Below are 25,874 nucleotides of genomic sequence, written 5' to 3' on the forward strand. Positions count from 1 at the left end.
CGGGCGCGGCGTTCAACACGATCAACTTCCCCGGCCGGTCTTCTCCTGGAGGCGGTCGATGAGCTGCGACGCCTCCACCTTGGTGAGCTCGGCCGGCACTTCCTCGCCCGCTTCCTGGGCGAGTGTGTGCAGGTACGACTCCTGTGGGCCGGTCATCGGCTCGTCACCGGTCGTCCAGTCCTGCGGGTCCTTCTCGGGCGTGCGGTTCACCGCGATCCCCTTCCACTCGAACGTGCGTTCGAGGTACCCAGGGCACCGCCGGCCCAATCACCGGCCGAGGACGACGTCACCCGGAGTCGAGGGAGCCGGTACGGCCATCGAGCGCGAGACGCGGCCGAGCAGCCGGTGAGCGACGGTCAGCAGCATCCGGGCTTCCATCCGCTCGCCGTACCGCAGGTGTTCGCCCGCGGCTTCGACACATCCCACGACCTGCGGCGACACCGCGGCGCGCGCGGCCGAGCACACCGCGACCGCCTCCTCGAGGCCTTGACGGGCCTCGTCCGGGTCGACACCCGCCAGCGCCGTGCAGACCGCGTTGTCGAGCTTCTCCAGCGCGGTGGCGCGCTGATGCCGCGACGACGGTTCGTCGAGTTCGGTGGTCATGGTCATCGCCTGCCTTCACAGCCGGATGCTTCGCGCCGACTGCTTGACGCGCCCGCGCACGATTACCCGGCTCGAGCGCCTTCAAACCAGCATTTCACCGGATCCCGCTACGGTGTCGGAATGCGTGTGACCTGGCGCGAGAAGAACGCGCGACAGTGGATCTCCGAACTCTCCGACCGGATCGGCGTGGCCGGGTGGGCCGCACTCGCCCTCACCCCCGCGCTCGCCGCCGAGGTCGACCAGCACGGCGCCGCGGTGCGCGACATACTCCTGTTCGGTGTCGAGGGCGCCGGCACGGTGGGCGCGGTCGTGCTCCTCGCCGCGTACGGGCGAGGCCTGCTGGACAACGCGCTCGAGTCGGACTGGGCACCCACGTCGTGGCTCGGCGTCCGCCTGATGGCCGTCTGCCAGCTCGCGCACGTCCACGACGCGAGGCCGCTGGCCGACGAGGTGCACGCGCTTCCGAAGCTCACATGAGAAACGAGGCGCACCCGTGCGGGTGCGCCTCGCCGGTGATCCTGGTTCAGCGCTCGTCCAGCCTCCGCTCGCCCAGCACCGGGTTCTCCCCCGGCACCGGTCGCGCGGCGGTGGGCACCGGCGCGGTGACGGGTTCGGCCTGAGCCGGGGTGCCGGTGCGCACGGCGTCCTCACGCCCGCGCTGGTACGCCTGGCTCTGAGCCTGGGCCTGCGGCAGTTCCTGCTCCGCGCGCCCCAGCCAGCCTTCCCAGCGCTGCTGCATCGGCTTCACCAGGCCACCGCCGACACCGACGACGAGGATGCCGCCGACCGTGGCGAGCACCGCGATCAGCACCGGCGTGGTGACCGTGGTGGCGACGCCGATCTGGTTCAGCGCGGCGATGATGCCGAGCGCCCAGATGAAGATCGACGCGACGTTCGCGAGGACGCGACCGTAGGACAGGCCGCCCAGGGCTCCGCCGATGAAGTCCTTGACAGCACTGGCGATCGCGCCCGCCACGACGACGATGATGATCGCGACCGCGGCCTTCGGCAGCCACGACACGATGCCGGTGAGCAGTTCGGAGACGGGGTTCGGGCCCCACACGCCGAACGCGAACTGCAGCGTGATCAGCAGCAGCGCGTAGTAGACCAGCTTCGCGAGCAGGTCAGAGGCGTCGAACTTGCTGTTCGCGAGCATCCGGCGGATGCCGCCGCGTTCCACGAGCCGGTCGAAGCCGACCCGTTCGAGGACCTTGTCGACGAGCTTCGCCACGGCTTTGGCGATGAACCAGCCGATCAGCAGGATCAGCAGGAACGCCGCGAGCTTGGGCACGAACGTGGCCACGGCGCGCCAGGCGTCGGTGAGCCCTTGTCCGAAGTCCATGTCGAACTCCCTTCACACGGGCGCCCGGCCGGGTCACCCGCACCTGGCATTACCCGGCGCGGGCTCCCTTCACACGGACTTCACGAGACCTGTCGCAACTCGCGGTCGCTGGCCACCAGGTGCTCCCAGGTCCGGCCGCGCTGACTGGGCGGTGCGGACCCGTCCGCGGTGCACACCGGGTACACCAGGCCGAAGGGAACCGGCTGATCGAACTCGTCACCGGTGCGAACGTCGACGAGATGACGCAGATGTGCCATGACAACCACTCCTCACGACCGCGCTGAGGGACGCACGCGTCCGGGGGACCGCCCGGACGGGGGACCTGGGATTGGGACCATCGAATACCCCGTGAGCTGCGCGGACATGCACGACACCATTGCGACATCAGAGTGAAACTGTACGTCCACAGTGGACTAACGCGCCGTGACCACGAGCGTGAACGTGCCGTCGTGCGGCACGGTGAGGATCTGCATCCGGCGGCCGGGATAGGTGATCGTGGTGGCCGGCCGCAGCCGCGGCTCCAGGGCGCGCCCCCAGTCGAACCGGATCACCGTGCGGCCGCGGGTGAGCGTGAGGCCGCGCGAGTCCAGCGCCACCGTGTCGGAATCCCTGACCACCAAAGGAATCTGCTCGGTGGCCGCGCTACCGGCCCGCACCGACCGCACGATCCGGTCGCCCACCGCCACCTCCGTCACGACCGAACCGGACGGCGTGCGGTAGCGGAACCGGTACGGCTCGCCGCCGGGGAACTCCGCCTGCTGCGGGCCGTTCGAGTCCGGCACCTGGCCGGGGAACACCGTGGCCCAGCAGGCGTGGTCGTTGTTGTTCACCGACTGCACCAGCGTGCCCGCGACGGGGTGCCACAGGAACGTCAACCCGGTGCGCGCCAACGAGGTCGCCCGGCGCGTGCCGAAGTATCCGCCGACGTACCAGCGTGGCCGCCGCACGAACAGGAAGTCCTGCCCCTGGTCGCTGCGGCGCTCGGTGAAGTGCGCGCGCCGGTAGGGCAGCCGCGCGATGGCCGCCGTCCTTTCGGCACGGCTCGGGTAGCGCTCGCCGTACATCGCGTGCGTGAGGATGCGCGGTGAGGTGTCCGGCTTGACCAGCGCGGGCACCGGCGCCGTCGAGGCCGCCCAGTCCGCACGCGCGGCGGCCAGGTCCTCGCGGCTCGACACGAACGCGGCCAGGCCGGGTACCTCCGGCACGAACTGGGCGTTGAGCGCGGTCCGTTCGGGGTCGGGCCGCACGTCGGCGTAGAACTTCGAGGACGTGCGGGAGTTCGGGGCGATGTTGGCGAACCAGCCGGAACCGTCCGGCTCGCGCAGCAGGTTGTAGCCGAGCCAGCCGGTGTACCTCCGCGCCATGGCGACGAGGTTCGGGTCGCCGGTCTGCCGCCACGCGTCGGCCAGTTCGGGCAGCATCACCTCGAAGTTGTAGTTGGTGTCCGCACCGGACTCCTCGTAGAAGTACCCGGCGGGGCTCTGCCCGGCCGTCGCCAACCGCCGGAACGCCTCGGTCAGCCGCTGGCGCAGAGCGGCGTCCGGGTCGTGCCTCAGCGCGAGCGCCGCACCGGCGAGGCCTGAGGCCGTCTGGTTCGCCCAGGTGAGCGGCGACTGCCAGACGGTGCCGTTGGACGGGTCGAGGAACCACGTCATCGCCCGCCGCAGCGCCGCGCTGATCTGGGCCTGCCGCGACCGCAGCACTCCGGCGCGTTTCAGCAAAGCGTTCGTCTTGCTCAGGTAACCCATGCCGAACCCCGTCGCCGCCAGCGAGTGCTGGTCCGGCGAGTACTCCGGCCACGAGCCGTCGGCGTGCTGCAGCCCCAGGTAGTGGCCGAGTCCCGCGTCGAGTGCGGCGAGCACGTTCGCGTCACCGCGGTACGGGTTCCACGGGCGGGACTGGGTCGCGAACCAGGCCAGCGTGTAGACGTGTTCCTGAACGCGGGCGTTGTACGGGACGTTGGGGCTGCGCCACCAACCGCCACCGAAGAAGCCGCTCGCGTTCATGTCCGCGACCATCGGCGAGACGAGCACCAGGTACTGCGCGAACCGCTGCTCGCCCGGTGCGAAAGCGCGGCGGTCCGGGATGACGGGCGGGGGCGCGGGCAAGGCGTGCGCCGACCCCGGCAGCGCGGCGAGAAGTCCGGCGGCGGTCGCACCGGTTATCAGGCTGCGACGGCTGAATGCGTTCACCTGAACTCCAATCGGCGGAAGCCTGGTCGTTCACGGCCAGGAGGAGTCGATCCCGGCTTGTGCGGCCCGCGTGGTGGGCTGTCAGTCGGGACGCTTCTGCTGGTCGATGTGCTCCTTGATGATTGACAAGGGCGCACCACCGCACGACCCGGCGAAGTAGGAGGGTGACCAGAAGTGCTGTCTCCACAGGTATCGGCGGATGTGCGCGGAGAGTTCCTGCCGCAGACGTCGGGGAAGAGACGCCTTTGAGACTGTTGACCAGTGTGGACAGGGCCAGCCTGGGCGGGTAGTGCACGAGCAGGTGCACGTGGTCGGTCTCGCCGTTGGACTCGCGCAGCTCCGCACCAAAGCCGGCGCACACGTCCCGCATGATCTCCTCGCAGCGGCACAGGATCTGATCGGTGCACGCGCCACGCCGGTACTTCGTGACGAAGACCAGGTGGACGGAAGGTTGTGGATGCCACTGCGTCCCCTGCGTATATCGGCGTCGGGTTCCCACCGTGGTGACATGGACCAACGCTATGGTGATCAATGTGAGGCAGGTCGTGCAGGTGCGGTTGCTGCCGACGCCCGAGCAGGCGTCGGCGCTGGGCGACACCCTGCGCGCCTGCAACACGGCAGCTTCCTGGTTGTCCGAGCAGATGCACACTGCCGGGGTCGTGCGGAAGTTCGATGTGCAGAAACGCTTCTACGCCGAACTGCGGGAACGGTTCGGGCTGGCCGCCCAGTCGGCGATCCGGGTGATCGGCAAGACCGTGGACGCGTACACGACACTGCGGGCCAACCTCAAGGCGGGCAACTACGGGCCGCCTGGGTCGGACCGGCGCCGCAAGGTCGAGGGCACCCCGATCAGGTTCCGCCCGCTTGCGGCGCAGCCGTTCGACGCCCGCTGTCTGTCCTGGCAACTCGGTGACGCAGGGCGGCCGACGTGAACCACCGGATCGGCAAGAACATCGTGGCCGAGGCTGAACGCACCGAACGCGGGATCGCCGTCGAGGAACTGACGGGAATCCGCGTCCGGGTACGGCTTCGCAAGCCCCAACGGGCCACTCTGCATTCCTGGACGTTCGCCCAGCTCGGTCAGTTCCTGACCTACAAAGCCCAGCGGGCTGGTGTGGTGGTGGTGCAGGTCGATCCGGCCTACACCTCGCAGACCTGCCACGCCTGCGGGCACGTCGACAAACGCAACCGCCGCAGTCAGGCGGTGTTCCAGTGTGGCCGGTGTGACTTCGTTGGGCACGCCGACCACAACGCAGCGCACAACATCGCGGCTCGCGGTGTCGTGGGCTGGGGCGAAGTCATGCGCCCAGACGCAGCGCCCGTCCTGGCAGCCAGCTAGGACGGCAGCAGCAAGCCTGAAAACCGCCGCCCGCGGCGGCTGGCAAGCTCGTTCCTTCAGGGACGAGTTCATGACGGGCCTACCTCCTTGGTGCGGCACCCTCGCTCGCACGAACGCGGCCCGTCAAGATGCTAATTCGAATTATTACAGGGTTGACGGCGAGACGGGTGTGTCGCAGACTCCCTGCCAATTCGAATTGGCAGGTGCTCATGGCGAAGAGGCTCACCCAGCAGGACATCGCCCGGATGGCGGGCGTCAGCCAGGCCACGGTGTCGCTGGTGCTCAACAACCGGACCGACAGCGGCGTCCGGATCGCGGAGGAGACGCGGGCCAGGGTGCTCGAGGTGATCAGACGTACCGGTTACGTCGCGAACCCGATTGCGCGCCGGCTGCACGACCAGCGCAACCGCATCCTCGGCGTCTTCACCTACGAGGCCGTCTTCCCGAGCACCCGCGCGGACTTCTACCAGCCGTTCCTCGAGGGCATCGAGGAGCAGGCGGAGGAGGCCGGCTGCGATCTGCTGCTGTTCACCAGCGCCAAGGCGACGAGCGGGAAGCGGCGGATCTTCAGCGACGACAGCAGGGTCCGGCTTGCGGACGGCTGCGTGCTGCTCGGTCGTTCGATCGACCGCGACGACCTGGCCCAGCTCGTCAAGGAGGCCATCCCGTTCGTCTCGGTCGGACGGCGTGACGACGCGGGCGGCCCGGTGCCGCACGTCGGCGCCGACTACGCCGCCGCGGTGCGGGACCTGGTGGGCCGCGCGGTGGCTCTGGGGCACCGCGAGCTCGCGTACGTGGGCGCCGGCACGGGCGCGGAGTCGTCGGCCGACAGGCTGCGCGGGTTCAAGCAAGCCGTTGCGGCGCACGGGGTCAAGGGCACGCACGTCCAGTTCGCCGGGCTCGGTCAGTTGCTCGACGCGGGTGTCACGTGCGTGCTCGCCGAGGAGGTCTCCGACGGTGCCGCGCTCGTCCTCGCCGCCCGCGAGCGCGGCCTGTCGGTCCCCGGTGACCTGTCCGTGCTGACGCTCGGCGCCGCCACCCGGCCCGCGCCGGACGACGTCCGGCTCACCGGCTTCCGCATCCCGCGCCGCGAGATGGGGCGGCGGGCGGTGCAGGCGCTGACCGAGGTGCTCGCACACGGCACCACCCCGCAGGAGCTGCTGGCCTGCGAGTTCGTCGAAGGCACCACGCTGGGCCACTCCACCGCCCAGCGTTGATCTGGAGGAATCTGTTGCCGCACAACACTGACGTCGTCGTAGTGGGTGGCGGGCTGGGCGGGGTCGCCGCGGCCCTCGCCCTGCTGCGCGCCGGCCGCCGGGTCGTGCTCACCGAGGAGTTCGAGTGGCTCGGCGGGCAGCTCACCAGCCAGGCCGTGCCGCCGGACGAGCACAGCTGGGTCGAGCGCTTCGGCGTCACCGCGTCGTACCGCGCATTGCGTGAAGGCATCCGCGACTACTACCGCCGCCACTATCCGCTGACGCCGCAGGCGCGGGCGTGGCGCGAGCTCAACCCCGGTGCGGGCAACGTGAGCCGGCTGTGCCACGAACCCCGCGTCGCCGTCGCCGTGATCGACGAGATGCTCGCCCCCTACCGGGGCAGCGGCAGGCTCACGGTCCTGCAGCCCGCCCGGCCGGTCTCCGCGCGCACCGACGGCGACCGGATCGTGTCGGTCACCGTCGAGCACAACGGCACCGAGGTCGAGCTGGCCGCTCCGTACGTCCTCGACGCGACCGAGACCGGCGAGCTGCTCCCGTTGTCCGGCACCGAGTACGTGACGGGCTTCGAGTCCACTCTGGACACCGGTGAGCCCAGCGCGCCCGAAACGGCCCAGCCGGCGAACATGCAGGCGATGTCGGTGTGCTTCGCGATCGACCACGTCGACGGTGACCACACCATCGACAAGCCGGAGCGGTACGACTTCTGGCGCGAGTACCAGCCCGCCTACTGGGGCGACCGGATGCTGTCGTTCCGCTCCCCCGACCCGCGCACGCTGACCACCGCCGAGCGCACGTTCACCCCGAACCCGGACGACGACCCGCTGTCGGTGCTCTCCGACCAGCGGCTCAGCGCCGGTGACAGCAACCTGTGGACGTTCCGCCGCATCGCCGCGCGCCGCAACTTCGTCGAAGGCGCCTACGACAGCGACATCTGCCTGGTCAACTGGCCGATGATCGACTACTTCGAGTCGCCGGTGATCGACGTGCCGGACGCGGAGAAGCACGTGGCGGCGGCGCGGGAGCTGTCGAAGTCGGTGCTGTACTGGCTGCAGACCGAGGCCCCGCGGCAGGACGGCGGCACCGGCTTCCCCGGTCTGCGGCTGCGCGGCGACGTCACCGGCAGCGCCGACGGCCTGGCCCAGGCGCCCTACATCCGCGAGTCGCGGCGGATGCGGACCGAGTACACGATCGTCGAGCAGGACCTCTCACTCGCGGTGCGCGGCGACAAGGGCGCCGTGCAGCACGCCGACGCCGTGGGTGTCGGCATGTACCGCATCGACCTGCACCCCTCGACCGGCGGCGACAACTACCTCGACGTCGCGAGCTGCCCGTTCGAGATCCCGCTGGGCGCGCTCATCCCCCAGCGCGTCGAGAACCTGCTCCCGGCGGGCAAGAACATCGGCACCACCCACATCACCAACGGTTCCCACCGGCTGCACCCGGTCGAGTGGAACGTCGGCGAGGTCGCGGGCGCGCTCGCGGACTTCTGCCTGGCGCACCGAGTCACCCCTCGCGCGGTGCGCAACACCCCCGGCCTGCTCGCGGACTTCCAGCACCGGCTGGAACGCGACGGGGTCGAGCTCCGCTGGCCGGACGTGTCCGGTTACTAGTCCAGGGAGACAACGATGTCCCGCCTCACCGCTCTGATCGTCGCCGCACTGCTGGCCCTCACCGCCTGCGGCGGTTCCTCCGCGCAGTCCGGCCCCAAGTCGCTGCGCATGACCGTGTGGACCGCCAACGAGGCGCATCTCAAGCTGCTCAACGAGATCGCGTCCGAGTACAAGGCGTCGCACCCGGACGTCGCCGAGATCAAGTTCGACTCGATCCCGGCCGACGGCTACACCACCACGCTCACCACCCAGATCGCGGGCGGCAACGCACCGGACCTGGCGTGGATCCTGGAGGAGTCCGCACCGGACTTCGTCTCCTCCGGCGCACTCGCGCCCATCAAGGGCAAGGTCGAGAAGGCCGACGAGCTCGTGCCGTCCGCAACGAAGCTGTGGGAGAAGGACGGCGAGCTCTACGCGTACCCGTTCTCCACCTCGCCGTTCGGGCTGTTCGTCAACACCGACCTGGTCAAGGAGTTGCCGAAGACCTGGGAGCAGGCCGTCGCGGCCTCGGCCGGCAAGAACCTCGTGCTGCCGGACTTCAAGTACCAGAACTGGGCGGTGCTCTCGGCGATCTGGCGCGGCTGGGGCGCGAACGCGTGGAGCGAGGACGGCAAGACGTGCGGCTTCTCCAGCCAGGAGATGAAGGACGCCATGACGTTCGTCCACAAGGCGATCTTCACGGACAAGGCCATCCCGGGTCCCGGCACGACCGTGGACTTCTTCGCGGGCAACGCGGCCATGGCCGTCAGCCAGATCTCACGGGCGGGCGCGTTGAAGGACGCCGAGTTCGGCTGGACGCTGCTGCCGCTGCCGCAGGGCCCGAAGGGTGACTACGCGGTGATCGGCCAGGCCGGTGTCGGCGTGCTGAAGCGGTCGAAGAACGCCGAGGCCGCCGCGGACTTCCTGGGCTTCTTCACCAACTCGGCCAACTCCGCGAAGCTCGCCCAGTTCTTCCCGCCGGTCCGCCAGTCGCTGCTCAACGCCGAGACGCTGGCCAAGAGCAACCCGCTGATCAAGCCGGAGCAGCTGCAGTCGGTCGTGATCGACGGCATCAGCAAGGGCGTGGTGAAGCCCAGCCACCAGGGCCAGGAGGAGCTGAACCAGACGATCCGCGCGGCGCTCGACCCGCTGTGGAAGCCGGACGCGAACGTCGGCCAGGTGCTCGACGGCGTGTGCGCGAAGATCAAGCCGCTGCTGGAGCGCCCGTGACGTTCTGGACCTATCGCAGGCGCGACAACCTGGTCGGCTACCTGTTCGTCGCGCCTGCTCTGCTCGGCAGCCTCGCGTTCGTGCTCATCCCGCTGGGCATGGTCGGCTGGTACAGCCTCAACGAGTGGAACGTGCTCGGCGGGACGTTCGAGTTCATCGGCGGTGAGAACTACGCACGGCTCCTGGCCGACGAGAAGCTTCGCGACTCGCTCGTCGCCACGGCCTGGTTCGCCGCCGGGCTGGTGGCGCTGAACCTGTCACTGGCGTTGCTGCTCGCGGTGCTGCTCAACCAGAAGCTGCGCGGCACCACGCTGTTCCGGACGTTGTTCTTCTCCCCCGTGCTGGTGTCGCTGGTGGCGTGGACGCTGGTCTGGCAGCTCATGCTGCAGCCGGAGGGCAGCGTGAACGGGCTGCTCGGCGTCTTCGGCGTCGGCGGACCGAACTGGCTGCGGGGAGAAACGACCGCGATGGTGTCGGTGGTCGTCGTGCAGGTGATCAAGAACGTCGGGCTGAACATGGTGCTGTTCCTCGCGGCGCTGCAGGGCGTCCCGGCCACGCTGTACGAGGCCGCGAAGATCGACGGCGCGGGCGCGTGGAGGCGGTTCCGCAGCATCACGATCCCGTTGATCAGCCCGACGATCCTGCTCACGTCGATCATCACGATCGTCGGCTCGCTGCAGGTGTTCGCGCAGATCGCGGTGCTCACCCAGGGCGGGCCGGGCACGTCCACGACCGTGTTGATCTACTACCTGTACCAGCAGGCGTTCCAGTTCCACCACTTCGGCTACGGCGCGACGATCTCGGTGCTGCTGTTCGTCATCGTCGCCGCCCTGACGTTGCTGCAGTGGCAGATGCGCCGGAAGTGGGTGCTCCATGAGTCGTAACGTCTCCAAGCGAAACGTCGCGCTCTACGGGTTGTTGTGCGTGCTGTGCATACCGTTCGTGTTCCCGACGTGGTGGATGGTCACGTCGTCGATGAAGCCGATCAGCGAGATCTTCTCCGAGTCGCTGCTGCCGTCGGAGTGGACGTTCTCCACGTACGAGACGGTGTTCCGGATGCAGCCGTTCGGGCAGCAGTACTGGAACAGCCTCTACATCGCGGTGGTCGTCACGGCCGGCACGATGGCCGTCGCGGCGCTCGCGGGCTACGCGTTCGCGCGCATCCGGTTCCCCGGCCAGAACGCGCTGTTCGTCGTGGTGCTGACCGGCCTGCTCATCCCGAGCGAGGTCACGATCGTCCCGTTGTTCCAGATGTTCCAGTCGCTCGGCATGACGAACACGCACTGGCCGCTGATCATCGTGCCGATCTTCGGGGCGCCGTGTGTGCTGGCGATCTTCATCATGCGCCAGTTCTTCATCGCGCTGCCGCCGGAACTGGAGGAGGCCGCCCGCATGGACGGCCTGGGCCGCGCCGGGATCTTCTACCGGATCGCCCTGCCGCTGTCCCGTCCCGCGCTCGGGGCGGTCGCGATCTTCACGTTCCTGCACTCGTGGAACCTGTACCTGGAGCCGATCGTGTACCTGTCCACACCGGACATGTTCACGCTGCCGCAGGCGCTGACCCAGTTCGTGGACATCTACGGCGGCCCGATGTGGAACGTCCAGCTGGCCGCGGCGACGATGACCGCCGTGCCGATCCTGGTGGTGTTCGTGGTGGCCCAGCGGCAGTTCATCGAGGGACTCGCGCACACGGGGGTGAAGGGGTGATCGACCCGGAGATCGCGGCGGCGGTGGACTTCTCCCTGCCACCGCTGACCGCGGCCGGGATCGCGGAGCGGCGTTCGAGCGGACGGATCGTCACCGATGCCGAGCTGACGCGGGGCGGCACGGTGACGTTCAGCGAGGAGGACGCGGACGGCGTACCCGTGCTGGTGCTGCGCCCTTCCGGTTCCACGGGCCCGCCCGTTCTGCACGTGCACGGCGGCGGGATGGTCGCGGGCACCCGCCGCTCCGACCTGCACGTGCTGGCGGAGTGGGTGTCGGAGCTCGGCGTCACGCTGGTCTCCCCCGAGTACCGGCTCGCGCCCGAACACCCGCACCCGGCGCCGGTGCGGGACTGCTACCGGACGCTGACGTGGATGACGCGCAACGGTCTCGCCTCCCCGGTCGTCGCCGGCACGTCCGCGGGCGGCGGGCTGGCGGCGGCCGTGACGCTGATGGCCCGCGACCTCGGCGGGCCGGACGTCCGCGGCCAGCTGCTGATGTGCCCGATGCTCGACGACAGGTGCGAAACGCCGTCCAGCCACCAGTTCCTCGACGGCACCACCTGGGTGCGCGCCTCGAACCTCACCGGCTGGACGGCGTTGCTCGGGGACGCGCGGGGCGGGCCGGACGTGTCGCCGTACGCCGCTCCAGCGCGTGCGGCGGAGCTCGCCGGCCTGCCACCGGCCTACGTCGACGTCGGCTCGGTCGACGTGTTCCGCGACGAGGCCGTCGGTTACGCGTCACGCATCTGGCAGGCGGGCGGGGACGCGGAGCTGCACGTGTGGCCGGGTGGCTGTCACGGCTTCGACCAGCTCGTGCCGGAAGCGGCGTTGTCACGCCGTGCCCGAGCCACGCGGATGGCGTGGCTCAGGCGGACGCTCTACTTGTAACGCGGATGCGTGGTGTGCCATTCGAAGCCGCCGCCCATCCAGGCCTTGGTGCCCTTCAGGAACCGGTGCAGCTCCACCGACGGCACCGCGAGCAACGCCTTGTGCCCTGCCTCGAAGTCGCGCACCAGCTGGTTGTGCAGCTCCACGGTCCGTGCGGTGGCCTCGGCGATAGAGCACTCACGGTCCGCGGCGATCTGCAGCACCATGTTGCAGACCGGCTGCTCGTCGGCGGCGTCCTTCTCCACCGACACCAGGTCGTTCACCATCACCGACGCCGTGCCCGCGGCCGTGAGCAGCTGCCGCACGCGCGGGTCGTAGTACAGCGGCGCGGGCAGTTCGTAGCCGCCGACGGCGTCGATCAGCGTCATCGACGTGTAGAAGGTGTCGTGCTGCCTCGTCGCGAGGTACTGCCACGCGGGCGGGTAGTTGCCGGTGTGGCGCCAGGCCGCATAGGCGCCCCACGACACGAACATCGCGAACGTCGAGTAGCAGACCCGTTGCACCACGGTGGCCGTGCTGCGCGAGGTGAGGTGCGCGATGCCCGAGCGGAGGCCGGCTAGCACCGGGTCGGACGCGATCCTCTCCTCCAGGTCCACGGTGAACTCGGCGGCGGGCGCGACCGGGTCCATCGCGGCCATCGCCAGTGCGAGGCGCGGCGGCAGTTCGGTCGGGACCGCGCCCATCTCAGTGTCGTCCGCGTACAGGTCGTCCGCGGCCCACCACGCCGCGTTCAGCCTCGCCGCGATCAGCAGCTGGTCGACGTCGTCGGTGTCGACGTGGGTCAGCACCGCGAGCCGGCCGAACATGCCGCCCAGGAACCGTTCCGGCTCCTCGAACCCGCACTCCCCTGCCCACGCGACGAGGCGCTCGTCCACGGCGGCCGCCAGCAGCGCGTCCTCGCGTTCGAGCACCGGCACGTACAGCGGTGGCGCGGTGCCGTCACCCCACGGGCGTTCCGCGTAGCCGGGTTCGGGCGGCAGTGTGACGGCCTCGGGCCGCCCGAGCCGGGCAGCGGAGGTGCCCAGCCCGGACGGCCCGGTGAGGAGGTCCTTCATCAGATGCGGTCCGCGACGATCAGCAGGTAGTGGAAGCTGCCTTCCTTGTAGGCCGTCAGGAACGGGTCCTCCACACCTGTGGCGACCGACGACTGGGCGCGCAGCTCCCAGTACGGGATGGTCTCCGGCGTCAGGTCGACCACGCTGATCGGCACGAAGCCGTTGTCCGCCAACGCTCGGAAGTACTCGCTGCGCGGGTGGATGTTGCAGATGTAGTGCTGGTCGATCTGGCTGACCGCCCGCGACCGCAGGCCGGTCAGGTCGTTGGAGCAGCCGGTGATGCAGACGTACCGGCCACCGGGCGCGATCAGGCGCGCGAACTCGCCGTACAGCTGCTGCAGGTCCACGTACATCGTGGTCTCGTTGGTCCAGATGCCGTTGAACGAGCCGGTCTCGAAGCCGGTGTCGAGCATGTTCTTGAAGTGGAACCGGACCTGGTCGGCGACACCGCGCTCGACGGCCTGGTTGTTGGCGAAGGCGACCTGCTCCTCGGAGATGCTCACGCCGTCGATGCGGGCACCGAACCGGGCGTTGGCCATGAAGCTGGTGCCGCCGCGGCCGGAGCCGCCGTCCATCAGGTGGCCGCCGGCGGGCACGTCGCCGAACGCGTCGAGCAGCACCTCGGCCTGCGCGGTCTCCAGCCGGTGCATCTCGGCGATCATCGCCTGGTCCCGCACCGCGGCGGGCGCCTCCAGCACCGCGGGGTCGTACTGGCCGAGCCCGTAGTGGTGGTGGTAGAGACCGTCCACCTCACCGAGCTTGATGTTGACCGGGTCCTTCTCCTTGTTCCAGTAGTCCGCGACGGAACGCTGGTAGTCGGTGCGCAGAACCGGCTTCACAGTGGGGCTCGCCATGACCTGAGTGGCTCCTGTTCGTTGGAACGCTCACTGCCGAACAGCAACTGACCTTTGCAGCTTTCGGAGCAACGAACGATCCGCCGTTCAGGCTTGGTTCGGACACGAACGGGTAGGCCCGATGTCGCGTTCCGGTGGGCCTCTTAACCCCTGCTAGCAGGTCGTCATCCCCACCTTCGTGGGTTCTTCGCAACCGACCGGATGAGGGACGGGCCAGAATTCCGGGTCACCTGGACGACATCGCGGTCAAGCGTTCTGCCGCATTCCCCGCACTTCCTCCCGCAGCGCCCGGACCTCCTGCAGCAGCAGGTCGTCGTGCGACGCGGAACGGGGTGCGGGCAGCTGCTGCACGTCCGGTTCCATCGCGCTGCACACCACGGCGATGAACAGGTTGAGCATGGTGAACGTGCCGACCATCAGGTAGCAGAGGAAGAAGACCCACGCGAGCGGCTGGTGCTCCATCTGGTCGCGCATGACGTCCGACCAGCCGTCGCCCGTGGTGATCTGGAACAGCGTCAGCAGCGTCGACCCCAGGCCGGCGAACCGCGGGTCGCCGGAGTCGCCGAACAGGTTGCTCGCGATCACACCACCGACGTACAGCAGCAGCATCAGCAGCCCGGTGAGCGAGATCAGGCCGGGAACGGACTTCACCAGCGCGGACACGACCCTGCGCATGCTGGGCACCATCGCCACGAGGCGCAGCGCCCGCAGGATCCGCAGGGACCGCAGCACGCTGAGCGGTCCGGCGGCCGGCAGCAGCGCCACCGACACGATGACGAGGTCGAAGACGTTCCACGGGTCGCGGAAGAACCGCCAGCCGAACGCGTAGAGCCGGGCGGCGAGCTCGGCGACGAAGACGGCGAGCGCCAGGTGGTCGACGGCACTGAGGAGGTCACCGTGCTCGGCGACGATCGAGGGTGAGGTCTCGGCTCCCAAGGTGGCCGCGTTCACCACGATCACGCAAATGATCATCCACTGGAACCGTGTGCTCTCGACGACCTCGCCGATGCGTGCGCGCAACGTCATGCCTGACTACTCCTTGCCGGGGGGACAAGGGCACTATCGGTCCGCGGAGCCTCCAGCTGATCACCCGGTCGTGTTGATCATCTCCAGCCTGCCGGCGGTACGGGCGAGGTCGCGCGCCTCACCACCGATGATCTCGCCGAGCACGTGTTCACTCACGAGTGTCAGCCTGACGTCCTTGTCCACCAACACGTCCGCGACGTTCGAGAACCGCTGCCCGGCCTCCCGGTCGCGGTCCAGCAGCCGGCACGTCGACGATCACCCAGTCGCACGCAGGGCTCGTGGGAGACCGTGAAGCTCAACGGCCCCAACGACCAACCGCGCCAGTCTCGAACGCAACCGCTGGGCGCCCTGCGCGTGCCCGCCAGGAAGCTCTTGCCGCGGCCGACCGGCCCGTGCAGGTAGACGCCCCGGCGGCGCCGTCCGAGTTCCCCCAGCCGCGCGACGGCTTCCCGCTGTGCGCCGCCGAGCTCGTACCCCCGGTTCGACACATGTGCGTGAAGATCCACTGTTGCCCCCGCGCCAGCTTACGATCGACCCCGTGAGCAATGTCGAGGCCGAGCCCGCAGAAGTGACGTGCACCTCCACCCCAGGCGGTGTCGAGGTCCTGACCCCGCGCGACGTCCCGCTGGGCGGACCGCGGGCGATGTCGGTGCGCCGGACGCTCCCCCAGAAGCAGCGCTCGCTGATCGGGGCCTGGTGCTTCTGCGACCACTACGGCCCGGACGACGTCACCATGGACGTGGCCCCGCACCCCCACACGGGCCTGCAGACCGTCAGCTGGCTGTTCACCGGCGAGATCGAGCACCGCGACAGCCTCGGCGTGCACGCGTTCGTCCGCCCCGGCGAGCTCAACCTCATGACCGGCGGCAGCGGCATCTGCCACTCCGAGCAGTCCACCGCCTCGTCCTCGGTCCTGCACGGCGTGCAGCTCTGGCTCGCCCTGCCCGACGCCCACCGCGACGCGCCGCGCGACTTCCAGCACCACGTCCCGCCGACGGTGGAGGTGGACGGCGCCTCGGTGCGCGTGTTCCTCGGCTCGCTGGCGGGCTCGACGTCGCCGGTGCGGACGTTCACGCCGTTGCTCGGCGCCGAGATCGTGCTGCCCGCGGGTGCGTCGCTGACCTTGGACGTGGCGCCGTCGTTCGAGCACGGCGTCCTGCTCGACACCGGTGACGTGACGCTGGGCGAGACCGCCCTGGAGCCCGGCGACCTCGGCTACGTCGGCACCGGCCGTTCGACGCTGACGCTGTCCTCGGCCGGCGGCGGTCGGGTCGTGCTGCTGGGCGGTGTGCCGTTCGGCGAGGAGATCGTCATGTGGTGGAACTTCGTCGGGCGCACGCACGACGAGATCGCCGCGTTCCGGGAGGAGTGGCAGGCGGAGACCGACCGGTTCGGGCGGGTCGAGGGCTACCCCGGCGCCCGTCTGCCGGCGCCGCCGCTGCCCGGTGGGCGGCTGCGGCCGCGCGGCAACCCGGCCTGACCCGGACATCACTTTCCGTGCCGAAATAGCTACGGAAAGCACCTCCAGCTTTAACTGGAATTAAGGTTCTCCACCTCACCCCATCCCGCCATTCGGGCCGCGAGCCGCCCGTCTCAGCCCGTGATCCCGTCCACAGATGACCGAACCCCACCAGGTCGAATAATGCGAATGGCCTGGTCAGGCCAGGTGAGCGCTCTCGTCTCACCTGGCGGTCGGGGCTGCATGTGAAAAGTCATACTTGAGGACCATTGAAAATCACGTTCCGATCGCTTTTCCTGATCGAGGCATCCACGGAGGCTGCCGGACGTCCAAGGGGGCATGAGGAACGTGACACGAGTGGGCGCCGACTCGACATTCGCCTTCATCGCTCCGTCGGGGCGCCCGTTGCCCGTCGACGTCGAGCTCGGCTACCGCGCCGACGACCCGCACGCCGTGACCATGACGTTCCGCATGGGACGCCAGGAGACCGTGTGGCTCGTGAGCCGCGACCTGCTCGCCGACGGGTTGATCACCACCAGCGGCGCGGGCGACGTGCGGCTGCGGCCCCACAACTCCACGACCGCCGTGCTCGAACTGCGGTCCGACGTGTCGCAGGCCGTGTTCCACGTCCGGTCGTCCGAGCTGCAGGAGTTCCTGAACTCCACCTACGACGTGGTCGCTCCCGGCTGCGAGACCGACTACGTCGACTTCGACGCGGAGCTCCGCAAGCTGATCGACTAGCACGTTTTCACCCGAACGAGCCCGTACCATGGAGTAATTCCAACCCATACGTTCGAAGTCGTGACAGTGACGACTTCCACCGCGTACAGCAGGGACCTGGGCGACGAACTGCGCCGGCTCCGGCAGAGGTTCACCGGGTTGAGGGGCCGCGCGATGGCGCTGCAGCTCGGCTGGGACCCGAGCAAGGTCTCCAACCTCGAGCACGGCAAGATCCGGGGCAGCGACATCGACCTCGCGCAGTACCTCACGGTCTGCGGCAAGGACATCGACTACTTCGAGGACTTCCTCCGCCGCTACCACAACGCCTTCGACCCGTACCTCGCGCAGACGCCGGACACCACGCGCACGCTCGCGATGACGGAGTCGACGGCCACCGGCATCACGGCCTACGACGTGCTGACCGTGAACAGCCTCCTGCAGACGCCGGACTACGCGCGTGCCCTGCAGGCCGCCACCGGGCAGGCCGCCGAGGACCTGGACAGGCAGGCGGTCATGCGCCGCCCCAACGGCCCCAGGTGCGTCTTCTACCTGCACGAGCTGGCGCTGCGGATGCGGCTCGGCGGCAAGCAGGTCATGGAGGAGCAGTACGTGTGGCTCCTGGCGAACTCCGCCGTCATCCGCGTCGTGCCGGAAGAAGCGGCCACAGCGGCGTTCCAGTCGGCGTGCACGCTGTTCGAGTTCGAGAAGGCACCACCGCTCGTCTACGCGGAGTCCGGCCTGGCCAAGGTCTTCGCCCAGGGCGAGGCCGCCGTCGAACGCGGCCGCACGCTCTTCGACCTGCTCGACGAGGTCGCCCTGGACGAGGCCCAGACGCGGCGCAAGCTCGCGGAGTACCGCGGGCCCACTCCGCTACGCGCCCTGGCTCAGTAGCCGTGCACGAGGTCGAACGCGAGCTGCGGGTCGAACTTCCCGGCGTCGACACCCGGCGCCTTGCCGCACCGCCCGTCCGAGTCGCCGGGAACCTTGACCCACAGCAGCATCTCCGCACCGCCACCGGTGCGCGCGGGCGTGCCGAGCTTGCGGCCACCGGGGTTGCACCACTCGCCGTTGTGGCCGTTGCCGTTGCGGCTGGTGTCGATCACGTACGGCTTGGTGTAGCCGGGCAGCGCACCGCTGACCGAGTTGCCGTACGCCGTCGAGGCCGCGGTGGTGTGGTAGTTCGACACGTTGATCGAGAAGCCGCGGACGTTGCGCACACCGGCTGAGTCCAGCCGCGTCGCCATGGTCGCGGCCGGCACCCACTGCGCGTTGCCGGCGTCGAGGTAGGCCCACGTGTTGGGCGCCTTGGCCTTGAACTGCTCGGTGGCGTACTTGATCATCGCCGTCCGCTCGGCGACCTTGCCACCGTCCATGCAACCGAAGTCCGCCAGCGAGTCCGGCTCGATCACCACGACGGCCGGCCGCGAGCCGATCGCCGAAGCGAAGGAGGAGATCCAGGCCCGATAGGCCTCAGGCGTCCCCGCGCCGCCACCGGAGTGGCCACCGCACGCGTCGCGGCCGGGGATGTTGTAGGCGACCAGCACGGGCAGCTTCGTGCCGGTCTTGTTCACGTACCCGCTGACAGCGGTCTTGATGTCGCCGCTCCAGGCACCGAACCAGCGGGCGATCGGCTTGGTCGAGATGTTCGCCTTGATCGCGGCCTGGCGGCCGTCGCCCGCGTGGTCGCGCACCCACACGGCGGGGTTGGAGTCGGGGTCGACGTAGAAGCCGTCGGTCAAGCCGACGGGGCTGGCGGCGTGCGCGGCCGGGGCCGTGGCCACGACGGCCAGCAGGGCCAGCGCGAGTGCTCTGATCATGGCTTCGACCCTCGCGCGGGCCGCTTAAGGAGCGGTAAGTCGGGGTTGAAACGGCAGGGCGGCGCCAGTCACGGCCCGAGCAGTCCGGCCTGCAACGGCAACAACGGCGCGGCCACCCGAGCCAGCGACCCGCTCCGCACCACTCCCCCACCCGGCCCGGCGAACGGCGCGGCCGGGTCCACCGAGTCGGGCAGGCGGGCCCACACGGCCCACCGCTCGTCCCAGGCCTGGATCACGTCGAGGTGCCCGCCGGGGAGGAACCGGGCGAGGTGCACCCCTGCGACCTGCCCGGTGTTCCCCAGCAGCGGGAGCAGCCGGAAGCCGCCTTCCCGCCGCAACCTCTCGATCAGCTCCGCGCTGTCCATCTCATCTCGCCGCCAACTCCGTGTCAGCCCGATAGGTCTCCACAGCCGCGTCACGTTCGGACGAGGACCACCCCAGCGGGCCGGCGATCAGGTCGGCGACCTCGCCTGCGACCGACGCGCCGAAGTCCAGGTGCTCCATCGCGATGCGGGTCCGGCGGGCGAGCACGTCCTGCAGGCCCAGCGCGCCCTCGTGCGTCACGGCGTACACGATCTCCGCCGCCAGGTACCCGGCGACGGGCGTGGCGAGCGACGGGTCCTGCGCGATCATCGCCAGCACGTCGGACACGGCAGAGCCGTAGCGGCGCAGCAGACGTTCCACGGTGGACGTGGGCAGGCCGGACTCCGCAGCGACCCGAGTCCGGTCCGCCCACAGCTCTTGGAAACCGACGGCGCCGCACAACGGCAGCCGTGCGGTCAGGGAAGGCGCCACCGCGCGCCCCAAACCAGAGACCGCGGCGTTCACGACGTCCGCGGCCATCACGCGGTAGGTCGTGTACTTGCCGCCCGCGATCACGAAGAAGCCCGGCTCGGGCTGTGCGACGGCGTGTTCGCGGGAGAGTTTCGACGTGTCGCTCGACGCCCCGGCGAGCAGCGGCCGCAGGCCCGCGTACGCACCCACGACGTCGTCCACCGACAAGGGTGACCGGAGCACGGCGTTGACGTGGTCGAGGATGTAGGCGACGTCGTCGGACGTGGCCGACACGTCCTCGGGCGCACCGGAGTACGGCGTGTCCGTGGTGCCGATGATCCAGTAGGCGCCCCAGGGGATCACGAACAGCACCGACTTCTCGGTCTGCGTGATCAGGCCGCCGTCGAGCTGGATCTTCGACCGCTCCACCAGCACGTGCACGCCCTTGGACATCCGCACGTGGAACGGCGGCGTGCCGGGCGACATCGAGTTCAGCGAGTCGGTCCACACGCCGGTCGCGCTGATCACCCGCCGGGCCCGCACCACATGCGTCACGCCGGTCAGCTCGTCGCGCACCGAAGCACCGGAAACCCGGCCGTCAGTGCGCAGCAACGACGTCACCCGGGCCCGCGACACCACGGAAGCACCGTGTTGAGCGGCCGTGCGGACGAGAGTCGCCACGAGTCGCGCGTCGTCCATCTGCGCGTCGTAGTAGCGGATGGCGCCGGCGAACGCGGCGGAGTCCAGGGACGGTCCGACCGAGGCCATCTTGCGGCGGGAGAGGTGCCGGTGCATCGGCACGGCCCCGGCGCCGCCGATCGAGTCGTACAACATCACGCCCGCGCCGACGTAGGCGCGTTCCCACTGCTTCTTCAGCGGGAAGAGGAACGGCACCGGCCGCACCAGGTGCGGTGCGAGCCGGCGCAGCAGCAACCCGCGTTCCTTCAGAGCTTCCCGGACCAGCTTGAACTCCAGCTGCTCCAGGTACCGCAGCCCGCCGTGGACGAGCTTGCTGGACCGGCTCGACGTGCCCGCCGCCCAGTCGTCGGCCTCCACCAGGGCGACGGAGAGGCCGCGCGACGCCGCGTCGAGAGCAGCACCCGCGCCGACCACCCCGCCTCCGACGACGAGGACGTCGAACTCCGTGCTGCCCAGCGCTTCGAGCGATCGGGCACGGCGAGCCGGATCCAGCCTTGCGAACAACTTCTTCAGCTCCTAAAGAGAGAAGTCAGCGGACGTCTGCGTCGACCCAGTCGAACGACTTGGTGACGGCCTTCTTCCAGTTGCGGTACTCGCGCTCGCGCTCACCGGAGTCGAGCTCCGGCGTCCAGCGCTTGTCCTCGGCCCAGTTGGCGCGCAGCTCGTCGAGCCCGGACCAGTAGCCGACGGCCAGGCCGGCGGCGTACGCGGCACCGAGAGCGGTCGTCTCGGCGACCACGGGACGCACGACCGGCACGTCCAGCACGTCCGCCTGGAACTGCATCAGCAGCTCGTTCGCGACCATGCCGCCGTCGACCTTCAGCTCGGTCAGCGGCACACCGGAGTCGGCGTTCATCGCGTCCAGCACCTCGCGGGTCTGGAACGCCGTCGCCTCCAGCACGGCACGCGCCAGGTGACCTTTGTTGACGAACCGGGTCAGGCCGACGACCGCACCACGCGCGTCCGCTCGCCAGTACGGCGCGAACAGACCGGAGAACGCCGGCACGAAGTACGCGCCGCCGTTGTCGTCCACCGTCTTGGCCAGGGTCTCGATCTCCGCGGCCGAGCCGATGATGCCGAGGTTGTCGCGCAGCCACTGCACCAGCGAGCCGGTGACCGCGATGGAGCCCTCGAGGGCGTAGACGGGAGCCTCGTCGCCGATCTTGTAGCAGACGGTCGTGAGCAGACCGTTCTTCGAGGCGACCTTCTCGGTACCGGTGTTGAGCAGCATGAAGTTGCCGGTGCCGTAGGTGTTCTTCGCGGTGCCCGGCTCGTAGCAGACCTGGCCGAACGTCGCGGCCTGCTGGTCGCCCAGGATGCCCGCGATCGGCACGCCCTTGAGCACGCCGCCGGGGCCGCCGGTGCCGTAGACCTCCGAGGAGGAACGGATCTCCGGCAGCATCGACAGCGGGATGCCCATGTCGGAGGCGATCTCCGCGTCCCACTGCAGCGTGTCGAGGTCCATCAGCATGGTCCGCGACGCGTTGGTGACGTCCGTGGCGTGCACACCGCCGTTGGGGCCGCCGGTGAGGTTCCACAGCGTCCACGTGTCGGTGTTGCCGAACAGCAGGTCGCCGGCCTCGGCGCGCTCACGGGCGCCCTCGACGTTGTCGAGGATCCAGCGGATCTTGGGGCCGGAGAAGTAGGTCGCCAGCGGCAGGCCGACCTTCGCCTTGTAGCGGTCGGCACCGCCGCCGAGGGCACCGAGCTCCTCGACGATCGCCTGGGTGCGGGTGTCCTGCCAGACGATCGCGTTGTAGACGGGTTCGCCGGTGTTCTTGTCCCACACCACCGCGGTCTCGCGCTGGTTGGTGATGCCCACGGCGGCGAGGTCACCGGTGTTCAGGTCGGCCGTGGACAGTGCCTGGCCGATCACGAACCGGGTGTTCTCGGAGATCTCCACCGGGTTGTGCTCGACCCAGCCGGCGCGCGGGAAGATCTGCTCGTGCTCCTTCTGGCCCACGGCGACGATGGAGCCGCTGTGGTCGAAGATGATCGCCCGCGTGCTGGTCGTGCCCTGGTCGACGGCGAGAACGTACTGCGTCATCGAAACTGTCCTTTCCGGATGGTCAGATCAGAACGCGAGCGAGGCGATGACACCGGCGAGCGCGCCGCCGATGATCGGGCCCACGACCGGCACCCAGGAGTAGCTCCAGTCGGAGTCCTTCTTGCCCACCGCTTCACCGTCGGTGCCCTTGTAGGACAGGGGAAGCAGCGCGTGCGCGATGCGCGGGCCGAGGTCGCGGGCGGGGTTGATCGCGTAACCGGTGGGACCACCGAGCGAGGCACCGATGCCGACGACGAGCATGGCCACGGCCAGCGGGCCGAGCTGGGTCGGCGTCTTGCCGAGCGCGAGGACCACGAAGACCAGGACGAACGTGCCGATGATCTCGCACACCAGGTTCCAGGTGTAGCTGCGGATCGCCGGGCCGGTGGAGAACACCGCGAGCTTGAGGCCCTCGTCGGGGGTCTCGTCGAAGTGCGGCTTGTACGCGAGCCACGCGAGCACGGCACCGAGGAACGCGCCGAGCATCTCACCGGCGAAGTAGACGAGCGTCGAGCCCACGCCGACCGGCACACCGGGTGCGAACTCGTCCGCGCCGCTGGTGAGGATGCCGATCGTCACGGCGGGGTTGAGGTGCGCGCCCGACTTGTAAGCGATGTAGACACCGGCGAAGACACCGAGGCCCCAACCGAAGTTGATCAACAGCCAGCCGCCGTCGAAACCCTTCGACTTGGCGAGCAGCACGTTGGCCACCACGCCCGCACCCAGCAACAGCAAGATGCCCGTACCGAGCACCTCGCTGAGGAACACTGTCCCGAGACCCACGCTGGCCTCCCATTCGTCCTTGAACGGCTGATCACCACGTGGTGATTGAGGCGGAACGTAATGACCCAGGTCACGCCTGCTCAACAGGCACGTTTCGACAATGTCGACACCTGCGACCCACGAAGGTGTGACCGAGTGGTCACGCTGCGCGCAGACAAGGCGTTTCAGGCCTGTTTCCAGGGGTGACGGGTGCCCTAGCTGTTCGACATTGCCGACACGGGTCGTCTCAATTACGTTTCACGCGTGCCGGGACCCATCCAGTCGATCGAACGAGCCGCAGCCGTGCTGCGGCTCCTGGCGCGTGGCTCGGGCCACCACGGTCTCACGGAGATCGCCGACTCGCTCGGTCTCGCGCGGGGCACCGCGCACGGGATTCTCCGCACGCTGCAACGGGTCGAGTTCGTCGAGCAGGACCAGACGACGGGGCGTTACCGGCTCGGCGCCGCGCTGCTGCACCTGGGAACGTCCTACCTCGACGCGAACGAGCTGCGTTCTCGATCGATCAACTGGGCCGACACGCTCGCCGCGCGCAGCAGCCAGGAGGTCAGGATCGGCATGCACCACGACGGCGCCGTGCTCGTCGTGCACCACGTGTTCCGTCCTGATGACTCCGTGCAAACACTCGGCATCGGCGCGATGCTGCCGTTGCACGCCACGGCGCTCGGCAAGGTGCTGCTCGCCTACGACCCGGACCTGTCGGCGGCCGCACGCCGGCGGGAGCTCACGTCGTTGACGCGCCGGACGATCACGCGCACCCAGATGCTGGAGCGCGTGCTGACCGAGGTGCGCGGGCAGGGCTGGGCGGGCGAGGCCGAGGAGTACATGCCGGGCGAGGCGAGCATCGCCGCGCCCATCCGCATCCCCGGCGGGCTCGTGATCGGCGCGATCGGCATCTCCGGCGCGGCGGACCGGCTGTGCGACTCCACGGGACGTCCGCGTGCGACGCTGGTGCGCCAGGTCGTGCAGGCCGCGGAATCCGTCACCACTTCGCTTGTCGACGAGAACTGAGGGGCTCGCCGTGCAACGGTTCGTAATGGCGATCGACCAGGGCACGACGTCGACGCGCTGCATCGTGTTCGACCAGAACGCCCGCCTCGTCGCGGTCGCCCAGCGCGAGCACCGGCAGTACCACCCGCGGCCGGGCTGGGTCGAGCAGGACGCCGTGGAGATCTGGCGCAACGTCGACCGGATCGTGCCGCAGGCGTTGCGGCAGGCGGGGATCAGCGCCGACCAGGTCGTCGCGATGGGCATCACGAACCAGCGCGAGACGTTCGTGCTGTGGGACCGGCACACGGGTGTCCCGATCGGACGCGCGATCGTCTGGGAGGACATCCGCACCGAGGACCTCGTCACCGAGCTCGGGAAGAAGCAGGGCATCGAGGAGGTCCGCGACCGCTGCGGCCTGCCGCTCGCGACGTACTTCTCGGCGCCGTCGCTGCGGTGGATGCTCGACAACGTGGCCGGGCTGCGCGCGAAGGCCGACCGCGGCGACGTCCTGTTCGGGACCATGGACACCTGGCTGATCTGGAACCTCACCGGCGGCGTCAGCGGCGGCCTGCACGTCACGGACGTGACCAACGCGTCGCGGACGATGCTGATGAACCTCTCGACGCGGCAATGGGATCCGATGCTGCTGGAGTTCTTCGGCGTGCCGTCGTCGATGCTGCCGGAGATCCGCCCGTCGTCCGAGATCCACGGCAGGACCACGCGGGTGGTGCCGGGCATCCCGATCACCGCGGCTTTGGGCGACCAGCACGCGGCGCTGTTCGGTCAGACCTGTTTCGAGAAGGGGTCGATCAAGGGCACGTACGGCACCGGCGGGTTCCTGCTGATGAACACCGGGAACGAGTTGGTGCGGTCGAAGCACGGGCTGCTGACGACGATCGGCTACCAGATCGGCGGTGAACCGACGTACGCGCTGGAGGGCTCGATCGCCGTGGCCGGGTCGCTGGTGCAGTGGTTCCGCGACAACCTGGGGCTGATCCACAGCGCGCCGGAGATCGAGACGCTGGCGCGCACGGTGAAGGACAACGGCGGCTGCTACATCGTGCCGGCGTTCTCGGGGCTCTTCGCGCCGCACTGGCTCTCGCAGGCGCGCGGGCTCGTCGTCGGGCTGACGTCCTACATCAACAAGGGCCACCTGGCGCGGGCCGTGCTGGAGGCGACGGGCTGGCAGACCCGCGAGGTGGTCGACGCGATGAACGCCGACCTCGGCGTGCCGACGCCGGTGTTGAAGGTGGACGGCGGGATGACCGCCGACCACCTCCTGATGCAGTTCCTCGCCGACGTGCTGGACATCCCGGTGATGCGGCCGCTGGTGGCGGAGACCGTGTCACTGGGCGCCGCGTACGCCGCGGGTCTGGCCGCCGGGTACTGGCCGGACCTGGAGGGGTTGCGCAGGAACTGGCACCTGGCCGCGCGGTGGAACCCGGCGATGGACGCCCGGCACCGCGAGGACGAGTACGCGAACTGGAAGCGGGCCGTGGAACTCACGTTCGCCTGGGCCCGCTCCACTCCGTCCACTTAGGAACGGT

General features: G+C 69.4%; 27 protein-coding genes and 1 pseudogene. 14 read left to right on the forward strand and 14 right to left on the reverse strand.

The window, feature by feature from the left end:
- Positions 1–21: 21 nt before the first annotated feature.
- Entirely contained in the window at positions 22–210 is a 189-nt protein-coding gene (locus DFR72_RS03350) for a DUF3072 domain-containing protein (RefSeq protein WP_090064545.1), read from the reverse strand.
- 57 nt (positions 211–267) lie between these two features.
- Positions 268–603 (reverse strand): hypothetical protein, encoded by a 336-nt coding sequence (locus DFR72_RS03355; protein ID WP_114773588.1) that lies wholly within the window; start codon positions 601–603, stop codon positions 268–270.
- Positions 604–723: 120 nt separating this feature from the next.
- Here DFR72_RS03355 and DFR72_RS03360 point away from each other — a divergent pair, with 120 nt between their 5' ends.
- Complete coding sequence (locus tag DFR72_RS03360) at positions 724–1,080, forward strand: DUF6401 family natural product biosynthesis protein (protein ID WP_090064090.1); 357 nt, start codon at positions 724–726, stop codon at positions 1,078–1,080.
- A gap of 46 nt (positions 1,081–1,126) precedes the next feature.
- Here the strand turns inward: DFR72_RS03360 and DFR72_RS03365 are convergent, their stop codons facing one another.
- The 4 genes and pseudogenes from DFR72_RS03365 to tnpA all read right to left on the reverse strand — a co-directional run bounded on the left by DFR72_RS03365 (position 1,127) and on the right by tnpA (position 4,647).
- The gene (locus DFR72_RS03365; RefSeq protein WP_090064089.1) at positions 1,127–1,945 is read right to left on the reverse strand and encodes a mechanosensitive ion channel family protein; all 819 of its coding nucleotides are present in this window, start codon (positions 1,943–1,945) and stop codon (positions 1,127–1,129) included.
- 80 nt (positions 1,946–2,025) lie between these two features.
- On the reverse strand, positions 2,026–2,202 hold the full coding sequence (locus tag DFR72_RS45325) for a hypothetical protein (RefSeq protein ID WP_170176104.1): 177 nt from the start codon (positions 2,200–2,202) through the stop codon (positions 2,026–2,028).
- Between the two features lie 156 nt (positions 2,203–2,358).
- Positions 2,359–4,137, reverse strand: coding sequence for a hypothetical protein (locus DFR72_RS03370; RefSeq protein WP_090064088.1), 1,779 nt, complete (start codon positions 4,135–4,137; stop codon positions 2,359–2,361).
- Between the two features lie 81 nt (positions 4,138–4,218).
- A pseudogene (gene tnpA / locus DFR72_RS03375) lies at positions 4,219–4,647 on the reverse strand (IS200/IS605 family transposase).
- Positions 4,648–4,670: 23 nt separating this feature from the next.
- Here tnpA and DFR72_RS46185 point away from each other — a divergent pair.
- The 8 genes from DFR72_RS46185 (at position 4,671) to DFR72_RS03410 (ending at position 12,106) form a co-directional block, all read left to right on the forward strand.
- Complete coding sequence (locus tag DFR72_RS46185; protein ID WP_211335280.1) at positions 4,671–5,069, forward strand: hypothetical protein; 399 nt, start codon at positions 4,671–4,673, stop codon at positions 5,067–5,069.
- Positions 5,066–5,476, forward strand: a complete 411-nt coding sequence (locus DFR72_RS46190; RefSeq protein ID WP_211335281.1) for an RNA-guided endonuclease InsQ/TnpB family protein — start codon at positions 5,066–5,068, stop codon at positions 5,474–5,476. The genes DFR72_RS46185 and DFR72_RS46190 overlap by 4 nt, the downstream gene beginning before the upstream one ends.
- Before the next feature lie 209 nt (positions 5,477–5,685).
- A complete protein-coding gene (locus tag DFR72_RS03385; RefSeq protein ID WP_090064544.1) occupies positions 5,686–6,693 on the forward strand; it encodes a LacI family DNA-binding transcriptional regulator in 1,008 nt (335 codons plus the stop codon).
- Positions 6,694–6,707: 14 nt separating this feature from the next.
- A complete protein-coding gene (locus DFR72_RS03390) occupies positions 6,708–8,303 on the forward strand; it encodes an FAD-dependent oxidoreductase (RefSeq protein ID WP_245982479.1) in 1,596 nt (531 codons plus the stop codon).
- Positions 8,304–8,318: 15 nt separating this feature from the next.
- The gene (locus tag DFR72_RS03395) at positions 8,319–9,512 is read left to right on the forward strand and encodes an ABC transporter substrate-binding protein (RefSeq protein ID WP_090064087.1); all 1,194 of its coding nucleotides are present in this window, start codon (positions 8,319–8,321) and stop codon (positions 9,510–9,512) included.
- The gene (locus DFR72_RS03400) at positions 9,509–10,396 is read left to right on the forward strand and encodes a carbohydrate ABC transporter permease (protein ID WP_245982482.1); all 888 of its coding nucleotides are present in this window, start codon (positions 9,509–9,511) and stop codon (positions 10,394–10,396) included. Before DFR72_RS03395 ends, DFR72_RS03400 begins: the two co-directional genes overlap by 4 nt.
- Positions 10,386–11,219 (forward strand): carbohydrate ABC transporter permease, encoded by an 834-nt coding sequence (locus tag DFR72_RS03405; RefSeq protein ID WP_090064085.1) that lies wholly within the window; start codon positions 10,386–10,388, stop codon positions 11,217–11,219. The genes DFR72_RS03400 and DFR72_RS03405 overlap by 11 nt, the downstream gene beginning before the upstream one ends.
- A complete protein-coding gene (locus DFR72_RS03410; protein WP_090064084.1) occupies positions 11,216–12,106 on the forward strand; it encodes an alpha/beta hydrolase in 891 nt (296 codons plus the stop codon). The genes DFR72_RS03405 and DFR72_RS03410 overlap by 4 nt, the downstream gene beginning before the upstream one ends.
- Here the strand turns inward: DFR72_RS03410 and DFR72_RS03415 are convergent.
- The 3 genes from DFR72_RS03415 to DFR72_RS03425 all read right to left on the reverse strand — a co-directional run bounded on the left by DFR72_RS03415 (position 12,097) and on the right by DFR72_RS03425 (position 15,041).
- The gene (locus DFR72_RS03415; protein WP_090064083.1) at positions 12,097–13,161 is read right to left on the reverse strand and encodes a family 2 encapsulin nanocompartment cargo protein terpene cyclase; all 1,065 of its coding nucleotides are present in this window, start codon (positions 13,159–13,161) and stop codon (positions 12,097–12,099) included. The genes DFR72_RS03410 and DFR72_RS03415 overlap by 10 nt on opposite strands.
- Positions 13,161–14,015, reverse strand: a complete 855-nt coding sequence (locus tag DFR72_RS03420; protein WP_090064082.1) for a geranyl diphosphate 2-C-methyltransferase — start codon at positions 14,013–14,015, stop codon at positions 13,161–13,163. Before DFR72_RS03420 ends, DFR72_RS03415 begins: the two co-directional genes overlap by 1 nt.
- A 246-nt stretch (positions 14,016–14,261) precedes the next feature.
- Complete coding sequence (locus DFR72_RS03425; RefSeq protein ID WP_090064081.1) at positions 14,262–15,041, reverse strand: ion transporter; 780 nt, start codon at positions 15,039–15,041, stop codon at positions 14,262–14,264.
- Positions 15,042–15,579: 538 nt separating this feature from the next.
- On the opposite strand from DFR72_RS03425, the gene DFR72_RS03435 reads away from it, so the two are divergent.
- The 3 genes from DFR72_RS03435 to DFR72_RS03445 all read left to right on the forward strand — a co-directional run bounded on the left by DFR72_RS03435 (position 15,580) and on the right by DFR72_RS03445 (position 18,111).
- Positions 15,580–16,521 carry a pirin family protein gene (locus DFR72_RS03435; RefSeq protein ID WP_090064080.1) on the forward strand — a complete coding sequence of 314 codons (942 nt, stop codon included), beginning with the start codon at positions 15,580–15,582 and terminating at the stop codon, positions 16,519–16,521.
- A gap of 318 nt (positions 16,522–16,839) precedes the next feature.
- The gene (locus DFR72_RS03440) at positions 16,840–17,241 is read left to right on the forward strand and encodes an SsgA family sporulation/cell division regulator (RefSeq protein ID WP_090064079.1); all 402 of its coding nucleotides are present in this window, start codon (positions 16,840–16,842) and stop codon (positions 17,239–17,241) included.
- Positions 17,242–17,301: 60 nt separating this feature from the next.
- Entirely contained in the window at positions 17,302–18,111 is an 810-nt protein-coding gene (locus DFR72_RS03445) for a helix-turn-helix domain-containing protein (protein WP_170176105.1), read from the forward strand.
- Here the strand turns inward: DFR72_RS03445 and DFR72_RS03450 are convergent.
- The 5 genes from DFR72_RS03450 to DFR72_RS03470 all read right to left on the reverse strand — a co-directional run bounded on the left by DFR72_RS03450 (position 18,105) and on the right by DFR72_RS03470 (position 23,340).
- A complete protein-coding gene (locus DFR72_RS03450; RefSeq protein WP_090064077.1) occupies positions 18,105–19,037 on the reverse strand; it encodes a glycoside hydrolase family 6 protein in 933 nt (310 codons plus the stop codon). The genes DFR72_RS03445 and DFR72_RS03450 overlap by 7 nt on opposite strands.
- A 68-nt stretch (positions 19,038–19,105) precedes the next feature.
- Entirely contained in the window at positions 19,106–19,402 is a 297-nt protein-coding gene (locus DFR72_RS03455; RefSeq protein ID WP_090064076.1) for a hypothetical protein, read from the reverse strand.
- Between the two features lies 1 nt (position 19,403).
- Positions 19,404–21,014 carry a glycerol-3-phosphate dehydrogenase/oxidase gene (locus DFR72_RS03460; protein WP_090064075.1) on the reverse strand — a complete coding sequence of 537 codons (1,611 nt, stop codon included), beginning with the start codon at positions 21,012–21,014 and terminating at the stop codon, positions 19,404–19,406.
- 25 nt (positions 21,015–21,039) lie between these two features.
- Positions 21,040–22,557: a glycerol kinase GlpK gene (glpK, locus tag DFR72_RS03465; protein WP_090064074.1), complete on the reverse strand. Its 1,518-nt coding sequence runs from the start codon at positions 22,555–22,557 to the stop codon at positions 21,040–21,042.
- Between the two features lie 27 nt (positions 22,558–22,584).
- Complete coding sequence (locus DFR72_RS03470) at positions 22,585–23,340, reverse strand: MIP/aquaporin family protein (protein ID WP_090064073.1); 756 nt, start codon at positions 23,338–23,340, stop codon at positions 22,585–22,587.
- 243 nt (positions 23,341–23,583) lie between these two features.
- Here DFR72_RS03470 and DFR72_RS03475 point away from each other — a divergent pair, with 243 nt between their 5' ends.
- Together DFR72_RS03475 and glpK (DFR72_RS03480) are read left to right on the forward strand one after the other, a co-directional pair.
- Complete coding sequence (locus DFR72_RS03475) at positions 23,584–24,348, forward strand: IclR family transcriptional regulator (protein ID WP_090064072.1); 765 nt, start codon at positions 23,584–23,586, stop codon at positions 24,346–24,348.
- Positions 24,349–24,373: 25 nt separating this feature from the next.
- Complete coding sequence (gene glpK / locus DFR72_RS03480) at positions 24,374–25,867, forward strand: glycerol kinase GlpK (protein WP_090064071.1); 1,494 nt, start codon at positions 24,374–24,376, stop codon at positions 25,865–25,867.
- The last annotated feature ends 7 nt before the right edge of the window (positions 25,868–25,874 follow it).

It is taken from the genome of Lentzea flaviverrucosa, assembly GCF_003350445.1.
Classification (GTDB): domain Bacteria; phylum Actinomycetota; class Actinomycetes; order Mycobacteriales; family Pseudonocardiaceae; genus Lentzea; species Lentzea californiensis.

Bases quoted from the DNA above. Each gene is read 5' to 3' on its own strand.
- DFR72_RS03355 (WP_114773588.1), bottom strand. From the start codon at position 603: ATGACCACCGAACTCGACGAACCGTCGTCGCGGCATCAGCGCGCCACC.
- DFR72_RS03360 (WP_090064090.1), top strand. From the start codon at position 724: ATGCGTGTGACCTGGCGCGAGAAGAACGCGCGACAGTGGATCTCCGAA.
- DFR72_RS03365 (WP_090064089.1), bottom strand. From the start codon at position 1,945: ATGGACTTCGGACAAGGGCTCACCGACGCCTGGCGCGCCGTGGCCACG.
- DFR72_RS45325 (WP_170176104.1), bottom strand. From the start codon at position 2,202: ATGGCACATCTGCGTCATCTCGTCGACGTTCGCACCGGTGACGAGTTC.
- DFR72_RS03385 (WP_090064544.1), top strand. From the start codon at position 5,686: ATGGCGAAGAGGCTCACCCAGCAGGACATCGCCCGGATGGCGGGCGTC.
- DFR72_RS03395 (WP_090064087.1), top strand. From the start codon at position 8,319: ATGTCCCGCCTCACCGCTCTGATCGTCGCCGCACTGCTGGCCCTCACC.
- DFR72_RS03405 (WP_090064085.1), top strand. From the start codon at position 10,386: ATGAGTCGTAACGTCTCCAAGCGAAACGTCGCGCTCTACGGGTTGTTG.
- DFR72_RS03415 (WP_090064083.1), bottom strand. From the start codon at position 13,161: ATGAAGGACCTCCTCACCGGGCCGTCCGGGCTGGGCACCTCCGCTGCC.
- DFR72_RS03420 (WP_090064082.1), bottom strand. From the start codon at position 14,015: ATGGCGAGCCCCACTGTGAAGCCGGTTCTGCGCACCGACTACCAGCGT.
- DFR72_RS03425 (WP_090064081.1), bottom strand. From the start codon at position 15,041: ATGACGTTGCGCGCACGCATCGGCGAGGTCGTCGAGAGCACACGGTTC.
- DFR72_RS03440 (WP_090064079.1), top strand. From the start codon at position 16,840: ATGAGGAACGTGACACGAGTGGGCGCCGACTCGACATTCGCCTTCATC.
- DFR72_RS03450 (WP_090064077.1), bottom strand. From the start codon at position 19,037: ATGATCAGAGCACTCGCGCTGGCCCTGCTGGCCGTCGTGGCCACGGCC.
- DFR72_RS03455 (WP_090064076.1), bottom strand. From the start codon at position 19,402: ATGGACAGCGCGGAGCTGATCGAGAGGTTGCGGCGGGAAGGCGGCTTC.
- glpK (WP_090064074.1), bottom strand. From the start codon at position 22,557: ATGACGCAGTACGTTCTCGCCGTCGACCAGGGCACGACCAGCACGCGG.
- glpK (WP_090064071.1), top strand. From the start codon at position 24,374: ATGGCGATCGACCAGGGCACGACGTCGACGCGCTGCATCGTGTTCGAC.